This is a genomic window from Legionella quinlivanii (genome assembly GCF_900461555.1).
Taxonomy (GTDB): Bacteria; Pseudomonadota; Gammaproteobacteria; order Legionellales; family Legionellaceae; genus Legionella_C; species Legionella_C quinlivanii.
The window spans coordinates 3,113,517-3,130,824 of record NZ_UGOX01000001.1 but is presented as its reverse complement, the minus strand read 5'-3'; the positions used below and the strand labels follow the sequence as shown (position 1 = coordinate 3,130,824).

Here is a 17,308-nt window from a genome sequence, read left to right as displayed (position 1 = left end):
CCTCATCCATTTTGCAAGAGAGACTTTATGAGCCGGCTGATAAAAAAATACAAGAATCGTCGTCTGTACGATATGGAAAAAAGTAAATACATTACTGTCGAAGAATTGCAGCAGTATGTGATTGAGGGCATTGATTTTCGCGTAGAGGACTCAACAAGCAATCAGGACATCACCAACAGTACTCTCCTGCAGATTTTCATGGAGATGGAAAGCGGAACAACACAATTTCTTTCCCCTGAGGTTCTAAGACAGTTAATAATACTGGCGAGACATCCGATGCATCAGTTGTTTGCTAATATGCTGGAGCAGTTCTTCACCAATATGCAGGCGTCACTGAAATCAAATCCCTATCTGAATAATGCCCAGCAAACGAATCTTGTATGGCAACAGCAAATGCAGCAGTTCGTTTCTCAATGGCAGAAAATATTCAAGACCAGTTAAATGGTGCACTGCAAAAAAATATTACTCCAATCTCTTGACATCGTTATAAGATGGATCTAATCTATTATTGTGCAATGCAACATATTGGGAGACTGTTATGAATCAAGAATATTTTGAAAAATGGACTGAAATGGCTAAAAAGGTTCAGGCTCCTTGGCAAGAAATTGTAGAGTTAAATGTCAAAACTTTGCAAAACTTGAACTATATCAAGCCTGAAGAATTAGCTAACTTAAAAAAACCTGAAGAGTTGTTTGAAAAACAAGTCAGATTACTGATTGAGAATGGCCACAAAACGCTTGATCACATGCAACGTTCGTTTGAAATTGTGGAAAAAGCGATGCTGTCAATGGTTCAGGAAGCCCGCGAAAAGGGTGGGGTACATTAATCTCTTAGGGTCGATCGCAGTCAGCCATAAGGATTTCTCCTCTCCCTTAAGTTAAGCTCAGTTGTATATTAACTGTCGTCCCCGCGAAGGCGGGGACCCATCTCCGATTTAGCTATAATGCCGACTGAGGAATGGATTCCCGCCTTCGCGGAAAAGACAAAATAATGGGGGGCCGCGTAGCGGAGGGGGCTTCTCCAGCAAATCACTCCATCTTTTTAAAAACTTCAGATCCGTCAATAATCTTCTTCACTGTATCCAGGCCCAGTTTTCTTAACAAGCGGATATTATTTACAGGAATTGATTCAGTATCACCATAACCGTCTATCGCTTTCTCCAGGCTTTCTTCACGTAAAATATGGAGCATGGGATAAGGCGAGCGATTGGTAAAATTAGTAACATCATCGCTTGAGGTGTCTGAAAAATAATAATCTGGATGAAAGCTTGCCAACTGAAAAATACCTTCGAGTTCTTCTTGCTGAATTAATAACTCTCCACGCTCAAGTAATTCCAGATAATGAAAAAAGTCCTCAAATTGCTGCGGGAAAATTAGAAAACTGGTTTCAATCATCTGCTTAGTTTCCAGCAGATGAAGTTCATCGAGTAAACACTGCAGGGCTTCGGCCATATTATCCACTTCAACAATCTGAAATCTGACGGTTTGTTTTTTCATTTCGCGTTTTGCAAAAGGACAAAGATTAAGAGGGATAATAAAGGTTTCTATCCAGCGTTTGGTATTTTCTACAATCAGGTCAGGGGATGAAGACATACTATTTCGGATTAAAACTTATTGTTCATTCATTCTGCATAATATAATAAATAGATAGCATTGATAAAGGAATGAATCATGAATCAGGACAAATTGCTGCCATCGATTCTATACGGCACTGCCTGGAAGGAAGAGCAGACCGAAGTGCTGTGTTACCAGGCTTTGAAAGCTGGTTTTACTGGTATTGATACAGCTAATCAGCGCAGACACTATTATGAAGAAGGGGTTGGTCTCGGAATTAGTCAGTTTTTGATTGAGTCTGGACAAAGTCGTGAAAGTCTGTTTTTACAGAGCAAATACACCTATGCAGAGGGACAGGATCACCGAAAACCTTATGATGAAAGTGACTCCTATGCGAATCAGGTCCGGCAATCGCTGGAAAGCTCCCTTTCACATTTAAAGACTGATTATCTGGACTCTTATATTCTGCATGGCCCTTATTCCGGGCAGGGCTTAACTGAGCAGGATTGGGAGGTCTGGACTACAATGGAGGAACTGGCTCGCGAAGGAAAAGTCCGCATGCTGGGGATTTCCAATGTCAATTTTGCTCAATTTAAGGCACTCTACCAGCGAGCTGCAATAAAGCCTCGCTTTGTTCAGAATCGCTGTTTTGCTGTGAAATTGTGGGACAGGGAGATTAGACAGTTCTGTGATGAAAAATCCTGCGTCTATCAGGGATTCTCTTTGCTGACTGCCAATTATCAGTATCTTGCAAATCCTAAGCTTCATCTCTTATGTAAAAAGTACAATACAACACTGGCTCAGATGATTTTTCGGTTTGCCCTGGATATAGGCATTCTTGCGCTTACTGGTACAACCAGTCTGCAACATATGAAAGAGGACCTGGATATCGGCAATTTTTTACTGATGCCTTCCGAGATAGCGCAAATTGAAGAAATAGCTTTTTGAGCAGTGAGCATAGCTCAACTGAAAGACCCCTCTCTCTAACTCTCTCCCAGAGGGAGAGAGGACTTTAGAAAAAATCCCCTCTCCCTTTGGGAGAGGGTCAGGGAGAGGGTTGATTTAACCTCTCTTTGCTTTCTTAAGGACTATATTCCAGCGGCGATTTTCAATTGATCTGCCCGTGACGCTTTATAAGCCAACACAGCCACTAAAACAACACCCAGCAAGGCACAAAGCGGGATAATACTCAGTGAGCTTTGAAACGTTGCCAGGTTATACACGGTTTTCCCCGCTTGGGTAATGGACTCTTTTTCCATCAACTGACCTATTACAGTATGGAAAAAAGATCCCCCCAGCATATTAATGCAATTTAAAAATGCAACACTAACACCCAGTAACTCCGGCTTCACCAGGTCTGCTCCGGCTGAAAAAATAATCACCTGATAACAGCAAAGAACGCCAATCACAAAAAGTAAAAGTTTTAATTCAAAATGGGTCAAAGAGGTTGAATTAAGGAGCCAGAACAAAGCAGCGGCCATGCCTACTCCGCAGAAAGCGATGATTGAAAAATTTCCTGCTTTACGTGCAAGCATGGCCAGCAATGGGCCGCCGACCAGCATTCCAATGAAAATAAAAGACATGAGCTGGGCGGCCTGGCTTTTATCAAAATGATAGGCGCTCATCAAATAAGAAACGCCCCACACATCGGCAAATCCCTCGAGTGCCCCAACCATCATGAAGTTCGCAAATGCCAGAAACCAGATAAAAGGCGATTTAAGTAAGGATTTGAATTGACGACGATTGAAACTGCCCGATGTATTAGTGATGCCTGCTGAAGTCTTTGAGCGAAGCAGTAAAAAGATGCCGCAGCCTAAAACGATTGCGAATAATGACAAGCCTAAAGCCACCGATTGCCAGCCCTGGGATTCAATCAGCTGGTTCACTGGTTTACCGCCATAGATGGCCCCTGTTAATCCTAATGTAAATGAGAAACTTATCATTCTGGAATATTGAGAGGCAGGGAACCATTCTGAAATGATCTTGGAAACACCCAGAAAACCCACCGCTGAGCCAGCTCCAATCAGGAAGCGGCTTAAGCAAGCCAGATACCAGTTAGAGGTAAAACTAAAGAGCAGCGTTGCGAAACCACATAGTATGGCGAGTCCGGAAATCACATAGCGGGCACTCCATTTCTCAAGCATCATCGCCACAGGAATTTGCATGCCGGCATAGCCATAATAATAGAGGGCCGCAAGAACGCCAAATTCACTGGCATCTATGGAAAAACGGGTCATGATGGGTTGCATCATCAAGCCCGGCCATAGGCGAAGGATGAATTGATAAGTAAAAAATGCTAAAGGAAAAAGCCACATTAAAAAAGGCCGTAATTTAAAAAAGCTCATCTTCTCGCTCACTTTCGGAGGTTTTCAGGAATTAGATAAAATTTTAAGGTGTAGGTAGATAGTCGGCTTTTCAGCCGATAATAATGAAAGAAATGATGTATGTGGAGAAGTTTCCAAATAGCATTTGTTCTGCGCTAATAGTTTATTAGTCTTTCGATTATATCGGGTTTTTTTTGGCTAGGGAAGCCCTTAAATGAACAAACTGGCCGGACGGTTCAATGCAAGGGCTTTAACAGGCTTAATTCGTCAACATGTTTTTCAAAGCCGTTAAGTGTGATTTAGCAACTGCTTTCGCTCGCTCTTCATTTTTTTCACCCGATTTGCCAAACCACTCAATGCTGTCGACAGGTAATTCCTCAAGAAAGCGGCTGGGCTGGCAATCCTGTACTTCGCCGCCACGCCGTCTTTGTTTGGCAAGACTAAGACAAAGCTCGCGCTGCGCTCTGGTAATTCCAACATAAGCCAAACGACGCTCTTCCTCAATCTGATCTTCGTCAATACTCACCCGGTGAGGCAATAAATCTTCCTCCATGCCTACCAAATAAACAAAGGGAAATTCAAGACCTTTTGATGCATGCAAAGTCATCAGCTGAACAGCTTCCTTGTCTTGTTCATCACCCTGTTCGAGAATATCGATAAGGATTAATTTATTAATGATATCTACCAGATTTTTTTCGGGATCTTTATTTAATAAACGGTCTATCCAATCCAGCAACTCCCAGATATTTTCCATTCGCTTCTGCGCCTTCGCAGGAGTATCGCATTGTTCATAGATGTAAGCTTCATATCCGGATTCCTCAACCATCTCACGGAGCGTTTCCGCTACCGCCTGACTTTCGAGCCGTTTGTTAATTCCCAGCATCCATTGCTTAAACTGTTGCAAAGCCTGACGCGGTTTTTCAGCCAACAGTTCAGACAAAGCCAAATGGTCTGAACAATAAAAAAGGCTTTCGCCACGGTTTTGGGCATAATTCCCAAGGGCGTCCAGGCTTGATTCCCCAATTCCTCGTTTGGGAGTATTGATGACACGAAGAAACGCAGCATCATCCTGAGGATTACAGAGTAATTTCAAATAGGCAAAAATGTCCTTCACTTCGCTTCGTGCGAACCAGGATTGGCCGCCGCTTATACGATAGGCAATGCCATGATGGCGGAGTAATTTTTCAAAAACACGTGACTGATGGTTTCCGCGGTACAATATGGCGTAATCGCCATATTGTTTACCATGACGTAATTTATGGCTTATCAAATCAGCAATAACCTGTTCAGCCTCATCTTGCTCATCCTTACAGCAAAGCACGCGCAGCATTTCCCCATAACCCAGTTCGCTCCACAGGGTTTTGTCGAATAAGTGAGAATTATTGGCAATAAGAGTATTGGCGACATGCAGAATTCTGCCCGTAGAACGATAATTTTGTTCCAGTTTAATGATTTTAAGCTGCGGATAGTCACGTTGTAACTGAGCCAGATTTTCAGGCCGCGCACCTCGCCATGCATAGATAGATTGATCATCATCGCCCACGACCGTAAATTGTGCGCGAATGCCAGTGAGCAGTTTGACCAACAGATATTGGCTGAGATTGGAGTCCTGGTATTCATCAATCAGTAAATGACGAACCCGATTTTGCCAGTAATCTTTTACTTCCTCATGTTCAAGCAAAAGATTAACAGCCAATAATATCAAATCATCAAAATCGACAGCGTTATAGGCTCGTAATGAAATTTGATAGCGTTCGTAAATGGGAAGTGCCTCAAGAAAAATGGGGGTGTCCGGCGTTTTACTGCTCAGGTGCTCGGGCTTTAACAACTCATTTTTCCAGCGCGAAATCTGCTGTTGTATTTGTGCCAGATAATCTCGGTCATTGCTTTTACCCGGTGGCAGAAAATTACGAAATAATTGCAGACAATCCTCGCTGTCGAGAATAGAGAAGCCCGATTTTAAACCGCAAAGCTTTACATGCTTTTTAATCATGGTCAGACCCAGGGTGTGAAAGGTGGCGACCTTAAGACCCCGACGATGGTGGGCAGATAAAACCGAGTTCACCCGGGAGCGCATCTCGTTGGCTGCTTTGTTCGTAAATGTTACTGCGAAGACGGAGCGGGCCTGATAACCGCATTCTTCAATTAAATAGGCAATCTTCTGCGTAATAACCCGGGTCTTGCCGCTACCTGCGCCAGCCAATACAAGTAATGGCCCGTCTATATAGCGCACGGCAGCCATTTGCTGAGGATTTAACATACCACAATCCAAAATCAAAAGAGGAATTATCGCCTGACAAGCCTGAGCAAACAATCATAAATGTGTTAGAATTAACAACATTTAATGCCTGAGCGGAAAAAAAGCGTTTTTTTTCGCGAAATATGAATAATTAATGAGTGAGAAAAAAATTGGATAGTTTGCAGAGTTTTATATTTGAGCATGCCAGTATTCGGGGGCAAATTGCTCATCTCCATGAAACCTATCGGACCATAATGAACCAACATGCTTATCCGGAAATGGTTAAATATTTGTTGGGTGAGGCATTAGTATCCTGTTTACTGTTATCAGGCAGTATTAAATTTGAGGGTGATTTAAGCCTGCAGTTTCAGGGTGACAAACGTCTGCCCCTGTTATTGGTCCAGTGCGATCATCAACTCAATTTAAGAGGATTTGCCAAGTTTCAGGAGAATCTTGAAATAGCGGATTATGCCGAAGCTTTTTTGAAAGGCCAAATGGTGCTCACTATCAATCAGTATCATAACACTCAGGCTTATCAAAGCGTGGTTCCCATTCTTGCTACTTCCATGAGTGAAAATCTGACCCATTATTTTGCCCAGTCAGAGCAGGTTGCCACTCGGGTGTGGCTGGCAGTGAATGAAGAACGGGCGGCTGGCATGCTTTTACAGCTGATGCCAGGTCAGGATAGCCTGCAACGCGAGCAGTTCTGGGAATATGCTGTTCATCTAGGGCAGACAGTCAGTGAGAATGAGCTTTTAACCCTGGATAACCAGACATTGCTTTACAGGCTTTATCATGAGACAGAGTTGCGCTTATTTGATGAGAAAGCGACTCAATTTAAATGCCGTTGCAGTCAGGAAAAAATGAAACAGGTAATAGTCGTTCTTGGCGAAGAAGAGGCCAATAAACTCTTAGCCGAGCAGGGCCAGATTAATATCAGCTGCGATTTCTGCAACAGCCATTTTTCATTTGACTCTATTGATATCGCTTTATTGTTTCGGAAGAAATAAGTATACCAGAATCTTTTTTGCGCGCCGTGATTGCTCCCGGCGCATACCGGTTCCGCTTAGTCTTCCACTTTTACCTCTATGCGTTTTTCTTTAGGCGTGGTTCGCTTGGGAATAATTACTTCAAGCACGCCCTGTTTGCATTTAGCGCTGATGTTCGATTCATCAGCAGATTGGGGCAAGCTAAAACGGCGATAAAACTGTCCTTGCGAACGCTCTATTCTCGAATAACCTTCTTTTCCCTCTGTTTTTTCAAAATACCGCTCTCCTTGAATCGTCAATAGATTATTTTCAAGGGAAATATGAATATCTTCGGATTTGACGCCAGGAATATCCGCGACGACCAGGAAGCGATCTTTTTCTTCTTTGATATCCACTGCTGGAGCCCAAGTGCCGGTATCCACAAAGGAAGCATCGGTCTGTCCCTTGAAGAAATGCTCTAGCAGATTATTGATATCTTTGCTGATGGGAAAATAATCACGTTTCAAACCATTCATAACTTTCTCCTTACCGTAATTAATCTGTGTAATAAATAGGTAGGGATGAATCTGTTTTTTTCAAGTTGACATGATTGCTAAAATTTGCCGATTTATTGCAGCTTGATTACGAGAGTATTTGTCAAGGCGCGTTTTGTAATTGATTGGGATCAATCGACAGTTGTTGTTCTGAATTAAGGGGCTTGGTTTTGTATGCCTGGCAATTATTAATTTCCAGGGTTTCATTGGCAGTGACCGCGCAAATAATACGGAACCCTTTGGGATTATAAAGATAAAGCGTCATGTGATGAGGATCTTTACCCTCCAGATTGACGATGTAGTTCTCAGGATTCGGCATCTTCTCTAATTGCCCGCTTATACATTGAGCTAATGTAATGCCATCTTCTTTATTGCTTTGCTTGGCATAACATTGTTTGATGGTTGTCGTGACTCTATCAATAAAATCATCTGCGGCATAGGTAACCGAAAAGGGGAAAAGAAAGGCAGTCAGTAAAATTAACAAGCATCCATTCATAATGTATCTACTAGTAAAGGTTTATTAAATTATACAATATCCAGCGGGAAATGATAATTTTCAGTTTGATTTAAAAGTATTTTGAATGGATATGCGCATAGCCCCCAACTTAATGGGTTGCCGCAAATACGGCATTCTTGTCTATCAGGGTTGAATTCAGTAATTGCTTAATGACTGCCCAATCAAAATGCAGCGTTTCTGCCGATAGAGGCGTTTTTACACTATTTTCAATGATTAAATCCGCTCTTTTTTTAAAAGGTTTAACATATTGTTCGTACATGGGCTTCACATAGCGCGTATACTGAGCAATGACTTGCTCTGTTGTGAGTCCTCTTTCCTTAGTATCGCGTTCAATCCGTCTGATTAAGCACACATCGGCCTTCGTTTTAACGAATATTTTTATGTTGAATAAATCCGCAATATAATCAGGGTAAAAAATTAGAATGCCTTCAACAATAATGACGGATTTAGGGGTTATCCTCCTGGTTTCTTTTTTACGCGTGGAGGTTGAAAAATCATATAAGGGAATATCGACAGTTTGTTCCCGTTTTAGTTGTTGTAAGTGCTGAGCCAATAATTCAAACTCAATACTGTCAGGATGATCAAAATTCACTTCCAGGAATTGTTCCAGGGGGATATTGCCCAAGCCTTTATAGTAGTTATCAGAAGAAATAATAGTGCAATGCTCAAAACCCAAATATCTCTGAAGTTCTGTGGCAACTGTGGTTTTTCCGGACCCGGATGCGCCCGCTATACCGATGAGAATGCTATCCACTATTCACTCCCCAACTGATTAATTTATGAAGAGTTAAAGCCTGGCATAAAAGAGAATGCCTGTTGTCTTATCCAAGTATAAGCAAGATTAAAGAAAAATGCTGAATAAAGCGGGGGATTTAACTGCTAACACGCACGGTGATGTCCCTGGCGTCCGAATAACCGTGATCATCAATTACCCGAACCACAAATTTTCCGGGCCGGGCTGCCCATAAAAAGGGTTGATCATTGGCGGTTTTTCCCAGGTAGTTATCATTGATAAACCAATACAAACTGCGCACATCCGCATCGGTAACAGCTGAAAGAGGAATAAGGCTTGGCTGATCTGAAGTGGCTTTGACAATATAATTCAGCTCAGATTGCGGAGAGGTTATCTGCAAAGCCAGTGATTTTCCCGCTGACAGATTACAGTCGGCTTCATAAGCGGGTGGAATACGTCGCTGTATGCCCGCTTGTTTGAAAATCCGGGCAAGATCGGATGGCCAGAATTCGTAAATTTCAAAGCGGGTGTTTTCATCGAAATGGCAGGTGCGAAGGCCTGTCAATCGATTGATTGCTACTTCGCGATAGATATTATCAGTTTTAATGGGAGACTTTCCGGGAATAAACCAGCTCATTTCAGTATCTTTGCAGTGGCGGGTGGGCAATAAACCGGAGGCTTTACAAACGGGAATACGTGTTAAATTCATTCGCTCCGGATGTTTGTCAATTGGCTTTAGCGGCCCATTTTCATGCTGGATAGCTTCCGCCAGCTCGAAGAATAAGGGCGCTGCGATATTCTTCCCGACAAAAGCAGGGTTCCCCTTGTTATTGAAATTGCCTATCCATACGATCAACACATAAGGTCCGAAATTCCCAACCGTCCAGGCATCACGATAACCAGATGAGGTTCCGGTTTTCCAGGCGATGGGCAGGCTGCGTGATTTAAACAGCAGATCGCTATAAGGTGTGTCTTTCAGCATTTCGAGTATAAGAAAACTCGCTTCCCGGCTTAATAAACGTTTGCCGCTGACTGAAGGGTCCTCCTTAAGCATGCGCAAAGGTCGCCATAATCCGTCATTTGCAAGCATGGCATAGAGCGTGGCCAACTCCTTCATCGTGACCTCTGCCCCGCCCAGGGTTAAAGCAAGACCGTAGTAGGATTCTGATTTCAGTTGGCTTACTTGCGCCTGTTCAAGAAGACCAAATAATCCAGGCTTTGCCAGTTGGCTGGCCAAATAAATTGCCGGAATATTACGGCTTAAAATGAGTGCTTCCTTTGCCCGGATAGGCCCCATGAAATCATTATCAAAATTCTCTGGATTATAGGCACCGAAACTATGCGGAACGTCTTTTAGTACGGTGTAGGGATGAATTAAACCCTGATCCAAAGCCAGCGCGTAAATAAAAGGTTTGAGTGTCGAACCCGGTGAGCGTTTGATATCCATTCCGTTAATCTGCCCGCCTATTTGGGTGTCATAGAAATTGGCCGATCCCATTGCTGTCCTAACACTCATGTCGCGCGTATCAATCAGTAAAACCGCCGCATTAAATGCGCCCACTCCTCGTTTACGCAGCAAATAACGCCGGGTAATGCGCTCGGTCAGGGATTGTAATTTCAGATTCAGAGTCGTATGGATTTGCTGCTGGTTCCTGTGAGTTCTTAACAGGCTATTCACAAAATGAGGGGCGGCAAAGGGGAGATCACGAATTGTTTTCATCGCCAGTGGAAGTGTCATTGCATTCTGATAGCGTCGATCCTGGGGGTGAATTTGCAGCCAGCGGGCAAAGAGTTTATTGCGAATCTCTTTGAGTTGCTGGTTATGTGGCGTGCGTTTGCCAGGATTTTGCGGAATAACACTTAAAGTCAGCGCTTGCGGCAAGCTTAATTGCATTGCTGTCTGGTTAAAATAGATCTGACTGGCTGCTCCAACCCCTTCGATATTGCCGCCATAGGGAGCCAGGTTTAAATAAGCTTCTAATATTTGCTGTTTGCTATAATGCCTTTCCAATTGAATGGCGCGAATTATTTGCTGAAGCTTTCCTGACCACTTTTTTGAATTAATATTAAAACGGATTCGCGCCAATTGCATGGTAATCGTTGATGCGCCCTGACGCCGGGACTGCACAACATAGGTTTCCCAGACAGCTTTGAGCATTGAAACCGGATTAAGACCTGGATGTTTATAGAAGTACTGATCTTCCTGCAGGAGAGTCGCTTCAATCAATTGGGGAGAAATTTTTGAAAGGGGCACATAAAGACGATATTTTTCATCACGGCTTAAGCTAAGACGCAGGAGATGTTCATTGCTGTCCCAGACTGCTGTGGAGAAAGGTATCCCCTGTAGTAAAGGCGGTTTGGGTAAGCAATAATAGCCTAGCGAAACGGCGGCACAAATGACCAGAAAAATTATGCTTAAACGATATTTCATAATTAGAAAAGTAGTGATAAACTAAACCCGCGAAGCGCATAGATGCAATGTAGAGCAAATTTAAATCAATTCGAATGAAATAGCCAGTAAATACTTCCATTGAGACTGATTTTTTGATTTTGGCTTCTATGCGAAAAATAAACAGACTTTTTTCCAGACTCAGCTGGAGTGAGTTTTAGAAAAAAGACTGATAGTTCAACCCCCCCATTTCCTGGTCACATCCCATGAACAAAAAATCTATTTTGAAACCATTCCTAGCTATCGCTGCATTTTTTTCCCTGTTATTCGGCCGTGTCCATTGGAGCAGCCCCCCTTGGATAAAAGGTGTCAGGCAGCAGGCAATTTCCAGACCAGGACTTTTCTGGGGAAGCACTCTCGCTGTTCTTCTATTGATAGCCAGCAGCATTTACGGCTATATCTGGTATAAAAATTTACCTCAGCCAGAATTGGTCACTGCGGTGATTACCTCGCCGGATATCACGCCTCTGGAAGAGGATTTAGTCCCTAATGATTTGATCATTAATTTTGGTATTCAGAGAGATGAACTGATCTCCCAATCGGTGGCACCGCTAAAACTTATTGGCAAAGAAGTGACCGAGGGCATTGAATTGGTTCCGAACATGCCGGGTGAATGGGCATGGGATAATGATAGCCGTTTGATATTTACCCCTGAAAAAGATTGGCCTGCAGGGCAAACTTATGAAGTTCGTTTCAATAAAGAGGTTTTCGCCGCCAATGTCCAAATGGAAAAGCTGCGCTATCAGTTTTCCACCAAGCCTTTCGAGGCAAAAATTGCTGAACTTGCTTTTTATCAGGATCCTCTCGATGCAAAAAACAGGCAGATTGTCGCCACTGTCAATTTCAATTTTCCAGTGGACAGCAACAGTTTTGAAGAAAAAGCGTCTCTCATTTTGCAAAAAATCAAAAACAGTCAATTGGATCTTGATGCTAAACATTTCAAATTTACAGTGAGCTATGACAAGTTCAAACGAATTGCCTACCTCCGTTCGGAATCCTTGTCATTGCCCAAAGTGTCTCGCTATGTGGATTTGATTATCCCCAAGGGTGTTGAAGCAGAAAGCGGCTCTGGTAAAACCGGAGAAACTATCAGCAAGAATCTGTTGATCCCTGATGCCAGCAATTATTTTAAGGTAAGTTCCGCAGACGCATCCATTATTCGTAATGAAAGAGACCGACCCGAGCAAATTTTAAACGTAGTAACCAGCCTGGGGGTGACTGAGGCCGCTATCAATAAGGCGCTTCATGTGTATTTATTACCAAAAAACTACCCGGCCACTGCCTCCGAGCCTGAAAAGTCTGACTATGACTGGCAAAACCCCGGTGAAGTGAATGCGGCTATTCTTGCATTATCCAAACCTCTATCCATGCAAGCTTTACCAGCGGACAGAAATTATTCGAACCTGCACAGCTATCGCTTTAGCAGCAATACACCACAATATCTCTACTTAAAACTCGATAAAGGTCTGAAGGGTTTTGGCGATTTTGATTTATCGACGGACTATACAGCCATTATTAAAGTGCCTGAGCTTCCGAAAGAGATTAGTTTTCTCCATAAAGGTGCTTTACTGGCCTTAGCGGGAGAGAAAATGCTTTCGGTCGCGGTCCGGGGTGTGCCAGCGGTTAAATTTGAAATTGCCAGAGTCCTGCCTGACAATGTGAATCAGCTGGTCACTCAGACTCAGGGCGATTTTAATAATCCCTATTTCATTAATCAAAGTTTTAACCAGCAAAATATCAGTGAAATCTTTTCAGAGATACAGCAGTTTGATACTTCGGATCTGACTAAGCAAAATTATACCGCACTGGATCTTGGAAAGTACTTGTCCGCGCAAACCAATACGGGCGGACCCCAGGGCCTGTTTCTATTGCAGGCTACCGGTTGGGATGTACAGCAGAAACAGCCCCTGGATGTTAAAACCAGCCGTTTAGTATTAATGACTGATCTTGGATTATTGGCAAAAGATAATAATGACGGCAGTCATGAGGTATTTGTTCAATCGATTGCTCAAGGGGCTCCAGTTGCCAATGCGAGCGTTTCCATTCTTGGGAAAAATGGTCTGCCTCTGCTGACCCGTATGACCAATGAACAGGGGCAGGCGAGTTTTCCAGTGTTAAGTGATTATGTGGATGAACGCGAACCTACGGTTTATCTGGCTAGTCTGGGCAGTGATGTGTCGTTTATCCCTTATAATAATGCCAGCCGCCAGCTCAATTTTTCGCGATTTGATGTGGGTGGTCTCTATGTTAACAATCAGGATCTGCACAGCTTAAGTGCTTATCTGTTTTCAGACCGCGGAATTTATCGCCCCGGTGATGAAGCCCATTTTGGCATGATTATCAAACAGGCTTATGCTTTTTCACAACCAGCTGGCCTGCCTTTGGAAGTACTTATTACCGATCCGCGCGGCACTACGGTTTTAGATAAAAAACTAATGCTTGATAACACCGGCTATCTGACAGTGGATTTTCCGACTACGGCAACGTCTCCAACCGGGCAATATCAGGTGAATTTATATGTTATTAAGGACAATAATCCACAAAGTTTGTTAGGCAGTACCAGCATTCGAGTGGCTGAGTTTCAACCAGATCGCATGCGAATCACCTCTTCTTTCTCGCAGAAACCAACGGAAGGATGGGTTTCTCCGGATAATTTAACGGCTCAGGTTAGCCTGTGGAATCTCTATGGTGCGCCGGCAGCGGATCGCAAAATCAGTGCGCGAATACTGCTATCGCCTCAGCGCGTACAATTCGCTAAATACCCGGAATATATCTTTATTGATCCCTTGCTTGATCCGTCGAAGCCGGCAAAGGTGTATACCGAGGATTTGCCTGAAACCCGAACTAATGATAAAGGGGAAGCCGAGCTGGCTCTTAATCTGAATCGCTTTGATAAAGCCACCTACCAGCTGACCTTTTTTGCGGAAGGATTCGAGGCGGAGGGCGGCCGTAGTGTAAGTGCTCAAAGTTCGGTGCTGGTAAGCCCGCTGAGTTATTTCATTGGTTATAAACCGGATGGGGATCTCTCTTACATTAAACAAAATGATAAACGCAGTGTTAATTTTATTGCGGTGGACCCGCAGTTAAAGCAGCTGGCTATTGATGAGCTGAAACTCCAGTGGATTTCCTTGCGACCGGTAGTCACACTGGTAAAAAATCCCAATGGCAGCTATCAGTACCAGTCTATTATTCAGTCAACAGTACTTGATACCAAGCCGTTTAAAGTGGACGAACAAGGCAGTGCTTACGATTTACCCACCCAGCAAATCGGTGATTTCGCAATAAAGGTGCTCGACAAGGACAATACTGAATTAAGCCAATTAAAATACAGTGTAGTGGGTAACAGCCAAATCCCCTTGGCTAAAAACGCTGAATTGTCGGTCAAGTTGAATAAAGAAGAATATAACGTCGGGGAGGATATTGAGCTGCAAATTACCGCTCCCTACACTGGTTCGGGCTTGATTACTATTGAACGGGATAAGGTTTATGCCAGCCAATGGTTTAAAACAGACAGCACCAGCTCGCTTCAGAAAATTCGGATTCCGGCAGATTTCCAAGGCAATGGCTATGTCAATGTGGCTTTTGTGCGCAATTGGGATTCTCCTGAAATATTTATCAGTCCTTTAAGCTACAGCGTGATGCCCTTTAGCGTAAATCATGATAACCGGGCAATTCATATTGCATTGAAAGCGGAGGAAGAAGCAAAGCCGGGGATGCCTTTAAACATTGAATATCAAAGCGATAAACCCGGAAAGATCATTGTCTTTGCTGTTGATGAAGGTATTTTGCAGGTTAGCCGTTACGTGACGCCTGATCCTCTGGCTTTCTTCTTTCAGAAATACGCATTGCAGGTACTCACCCAGCAGACTGTCGATCAGATTTTGCCCAAATATATTCGCGAACGCGAGTTGTCTGCTGTGGGGGGCGACGATGGGGAAGAACTATTGGCCAGCCATTTAAATCCCTTCAAACGTAAAACGGATTTACCAGTGGTTTTCTGGTCTGGTCTTTTGCCAACTGATACCACTGCTCGGCAGGTCACTTACGAAGTTCCAGATTATTTTAATGGCAGCTTGCGCATTATGGCTGTAGCCGTCGGCGACAATGATCTGGGCTCTGCTGAAAAGCAGATTAAAGTAAAGGGTAATTTTATCATTAACCCGAATGTTCCTAACTTTGTAGCCCCGGGTGATGAGTTTGATGTGACGGCCAGTGTTGCCAATAATGTGAAAAATTCGGGAGCAGCTGCGAAAGTCAATGTACAAATGTCGGCTTCTTCTGCCCTGGAGATCATAGGCAATGACAAGGAAACGGTTGAGATTGATGAAGGAAAGGAGAAAACGCTGCGATTCCATATTAAGGCTAAAGCCGAACTCGGAAATGCGGATTTAAGCTTTACCGCCAGTCTCGGTGATAAATTGAGTAAGATGAATGCAAGTTTAAGTGTTCGTCCTGCAAGTAGTTATATGACGACAGTAAAAAGCGGACGGGAGACATCAAAATCAATGAGTCTGCCGCTCGACCGAGCGCTTTATCCAGAGTATCGCCAGGTACAGGCTGCTGTATCGAGCAGTCCACTCATTTTAGTTGCAGGTTTGCAGCGCTATCTGGAAAATTATCCCTATGGCTGTACTGAACAAATTACCAGTAAGGCCTGGCCTCTTCTGGCGATGGGTAATCAGCCGCAATTTGATAATGACAGCCAACAGGCTAAACAGCGGATTGTTGAGACTATTCAAACCTTGGGCCAACGTCAGATGACCAATGGCGGATTCAGCTATTGGCCTGGGCTCGGTGACAATAGCAATAATGATTTTGCCTCAGTGTATGCCATGCATTTTCTAACCGAGGCCCGCGAGCAGGGATATAATGTTTCTAACGATATTATTTACTATGGTATCAATTACTTAAAAGAGTTGGCTGAGCGAAAATATACTGATCTCTATCAGGGGCGCATACAGGCCTATGCTATTTATGTATTAACCCGAAATGAGATTATCACTACCCATTATCTGACCAATCTTCAGCTGAGTCTGGAGCAGGACAAAAATAATAATTGGCAGCAGGATATTACCGGTGCCTATCTCGCCTCGACCTATCAATTACTGAAAAACTTCAGCGAGGCTGAGCGCTTAATCAAACAATTTAAAGTGAATAACCAGTCAAACGATAGGGGTGCTTTCTATGACAGCAGTATTGCCGACGCTCAGTATCTGTATCTGGTTGCCCGTCATTTCCCGCAGTTATTGTCATCAGTCGGGGATCGCTTAATAATGCCTTTGGTTGATTCAATTAATGCGAATGAAATAAATACGGTGCTTTCGGGCTATGCCAGTCTGGCTTTAAATGCCTATGCTCAGAGCTTGCCTCCGGCACAAACCCAGGGATTATCCATCATGGCGTCCGTCGCCGGGCAGCAAACTCCCTTGGAGGCCATGGATAAGGCGTATCAAAAGGTTGACATCAATGATCAGACAACAGCAATTACTATCAACAATCCCAACAAAATAAGTTACTTCTATCAACTGATCCAGGCAGGTTTTGATAAAAACAAGGTTGATAAACCGCTGACTCAGGGAATGGAGATATTGAGAGAATATCGTGATGATGAGGGCAATACGATAAGCTCTGTCGCCTTAGGTTCGGAAGTTGAAGTTCATATTCAGTTACGGACACTCGATAATCGTTACATTAATAATATCGCCATTGTTGACTTGTTGCCGGGCGGATTTGAAGTGGTTCGTGACTCAATAAAAACAGATAATATGGATTATGCTGATATTCGTGAAGATCGAGTTATCTTTTTTGGCAGCCTCGGGACCGAGGTTAAAGAAATTAGCTATCGGATTAAGGCAGTCAATATTGGACAGTTTACAGTACCGCCTGTTTTGGCTGAGGCCATGTATGATCCAGCCCTGAAAGCACAGGGGATCAGTTCAGTATTTTCAGTTAATCAGTAAAGTTGTTAAAC

12 protein-coding genes are annotated in these 17,308 nt (G+C 43.4%); 5 read left to right on the top strand and 7 right to left on the bottom strand.

What is annotated here, in order from left to right; all coding sequences use genetic code 11:
* Positions 1-27: 27 nt before the first annotated feature.
* Positions 28-441 (top strand): polyhydroxyalkanoate synthesis regulator DNA-binding domain-containing protein, encoded by a 414-nt coding sequence (locus tag DYH61_RS13400; protein WP_058507210.1) that lies wholly within the window; start codon positions 28-30, stop codon positions 439-441.
* A 97-nt stretch (positions 442-538) separates the two neighbouring features.
* Positions 539-826 carry a phasin family protein gene (locus DYH61_RS13395; RefSeq protein ID WP_058507211.1) on the top strand — a complete coding sequence of 96 codons (288 nt, stop codon included), beginning with the start codon at positions 539-541 and terminating at the stop codon, positions 824-826.
* 202 nt (positions 827-1,028) lie between these two features.
* On the opposite strand, the gene DYH61_RS13390 is transcribed toward DYH61_RS13395, so the two are convergent.
* On the bottom strand, positions 1,029-1,592 hold the full coding sequence (locus tag DYH61_RS13390) for a DUF1415 domain-containing protein (protein ID WP_058507212.1): 564 nt from the start codon (positions 1,590-1,592) through the stop codon (positions 1,029-1,031).
* Positions 1,593-1,670: 78 nt separating this feature from the next.
* Between DYH61_RS13390 and DYH61_RS13385 the strand changes: the two genes are divergently transcribed.
* Positions 1,671-2,501, top strand: a complete 831-nt coding sequence (locus DYH61_RS13385; protein WP_058507213.1) for an aldo/keto reductase family protein — start codon at positions 1,671-1,673, stop codon at positions 2,499-2,501.
* Between the two features lie 140 nt (positions 2,502-2,641).
* Here DYH61_RS13385 and DYH61_RS13380 read toward each other — a convergent pair whose 3' ends face one another.
* Complete coding sequence (locus DYH61_RS13380; RefSeq protein WP_058507214.1) at positions 2,642-3,898, bottom strand: MFS transporter; 1,257 nt, start codon at positions 3,896-3,898, stop codon at positions 2,642-2,644.
* Positions 3,899-4,136: 238 nt separating this feature from the next.
* Positions 4,137-6,137 (bottom strand): UvrD-helicase domain-containing protein, encoded by a 2,001-nt coding sequence (locus DYH61_RS13375; RefSeq protein WP_058507215.1) that lies wholly within the window; start codon positions 6,135-6,137, stop codon positions 4,137-4,139.
* 137 nt (positions 6,138-6,274) lie between these two features.
* Here DYH61_RS13375 and hslO point away from each other — a divergent pair, with 137 nt between their 5' ends.
* Positions 6,275-7,126 carry an Hsp33 family molecular chaperone HslO gene (gene hslO / locus DYH61_RS13370; RefSeq protein WP_058507216.1) on the top strand — a complete coding sequence of 284 codons (852 nt, stop codon included), beginning with the start codon at positions 6,275-6,277 and terminating at the stop codon, positions 7,124-7,126.
* Between the two features lie 56 nt (positions 7,127-7,182).
* Here the strand turns inward: hslO and DYH61_RS13365 are convergent, their stop codons facing one another.
* The 4 genes from DYH61_RS13365 to pbpC all read right to left on the bottom strand — a co-directional run bounded on the left by DYH61_RS13365 (position 7,183) and on the right by pbpC (position 11,319).
* Positions 7,183-7,620 (bottom strand): Hsp20/alpha crystallin family protein, encoded by a 438-nt coding sequence (locus tag DYH61_RS13365; RefSeq protein ID WP_058507217.1) that lies wholly within the window; start codon positions 7,618-7,620, stop codon positions 7,183-7,185.
* A 121-nt stretch (positions 7,621-7,741) separates the two neighbouring features.
* On the bottom strand, positions 7,742-8,134 hold the full coding sequence (locus DYH61_RS13360) for a hypothetical protein (protein WP_058507218.1): 393 nt from the start codon (positions 8,132-8,134) through the stop codon (positions 7,742-7,744).
* Between the two features lie 109 nt (positions 8,135-8,243).
* Positions 8,244-8,909: a uridine kinase gene (gene udk, locus DYH61_RS13355; protein WP_058507219.1), complete on the bottom strand. Its 666-nt coding sequence runs from the start codon at positions 8,907-8,909 to the stop codon at positions 8,244-8,246.
* Positions 8,910-9,027: 118 nt separating this feature from the next.
* The gene (gene pbpC / locus DYH61_RS13350) at positions 9,028-11,319 is read right to left on the bottom strand and encodes a penicillin-binding protein 1C (protein ID WP_058507220.1); all 2,292 of its coding nucleotides are present in this window, start codon (positions 11,317-11,319) and stop codon (positions 9,028-9,030) included.
* 224 nt (positions 11,320-11,543) lie between these two features.
* Between pbpC and DYH61_RS13345 the strand changes: the two genes are divergently transcribed.
* Positions 11,544-17,297, top strand: a complete 5,754-nt coding sequence (locus DYH61_RS13345; RefSeq protein WP_058507221.1) for an alpha-2-macroglobulin family protein — start codon at positions 11,544-11,546, stop codon at positions 17,295-17,297.
* The last annotated feature ends 11 nt before the right edge of the window (positions 17,298-17,308 follow it).

Excerpts from the sequence above, each read along its gene's own strand:
- DYH61_RS13345 (WP_058507221.1), top strand. The coding sequence starts at position 11,544 with ATGAACAAAAAATCTATTTTGAAACCATTCCTAGCTATCGCTGCATTT.
- DYH61_RS13385 (WP_058507213.1), top strand. The coding sequence starts at position 1,671 with ATGAATCAGGACAAATTGCTGCCATCGATTCTATACGGCACTGCCTGG.
- DYH61_RS13380 (WP_058507214.1), bottom strand. The coding sequence starts at position 3,898 with ATGAGCTTTTTTAAATTACGGCCTTTTTTAATGTGGCTTTTTCCTTTA.
- DYH61_RS13390 (WP_058507212.1), bottom strand. The coding sequence starts at position 1,592 with ATGTCTTCATCCCCTGACCTGATTGTAGAAAATACCAAACGCTGGATA.
- DYH61_RS13400 (WP_058507210.1), top strand. The coding sequence starts at position 28 with ATGAGCCGGCTGATAAAAAAATACAAGAATCGTCGTCTGTACGATATG.
- DYH61_RS13365 (WP_058507217.1), bottom strand. The coding sequence starts at position 7,620 with ATGAATGGTTTGAAACGTGATTATTTTCCCATCAGCAAAGATATCAAT.
- pbpC (WP_058507220.1), bottom strand. The coding sequence starts at position 11,319 with ATGAAATATCGTTTAAGCATAATTTTTCTGGTCATTTGTGCCGCCGTT.
- DYH61_RS13360 (WP_058507218.1), bottom strand. The coding sequence starts at position 8,134 with ATGAATGGATGCTTGTTAATTTTACTGACTGCCTTTCTTTTCCCCTTT.
- DYH61_RS13395 (WP_058507211.1), top strand. The coding sequence starts at position 539 with ATGAATCAAGAATATTTTGAAAAATGGACTGAAATGGCTAAAAAGGTT.
- DYH61_RS13375 (WP_058507215.1), bottom strand. The coding sequence starts at position 6,137 with ATGTTAAATCCTCAGCAAATGGCTGCCGTGCGCTATATAGACGGGCCA.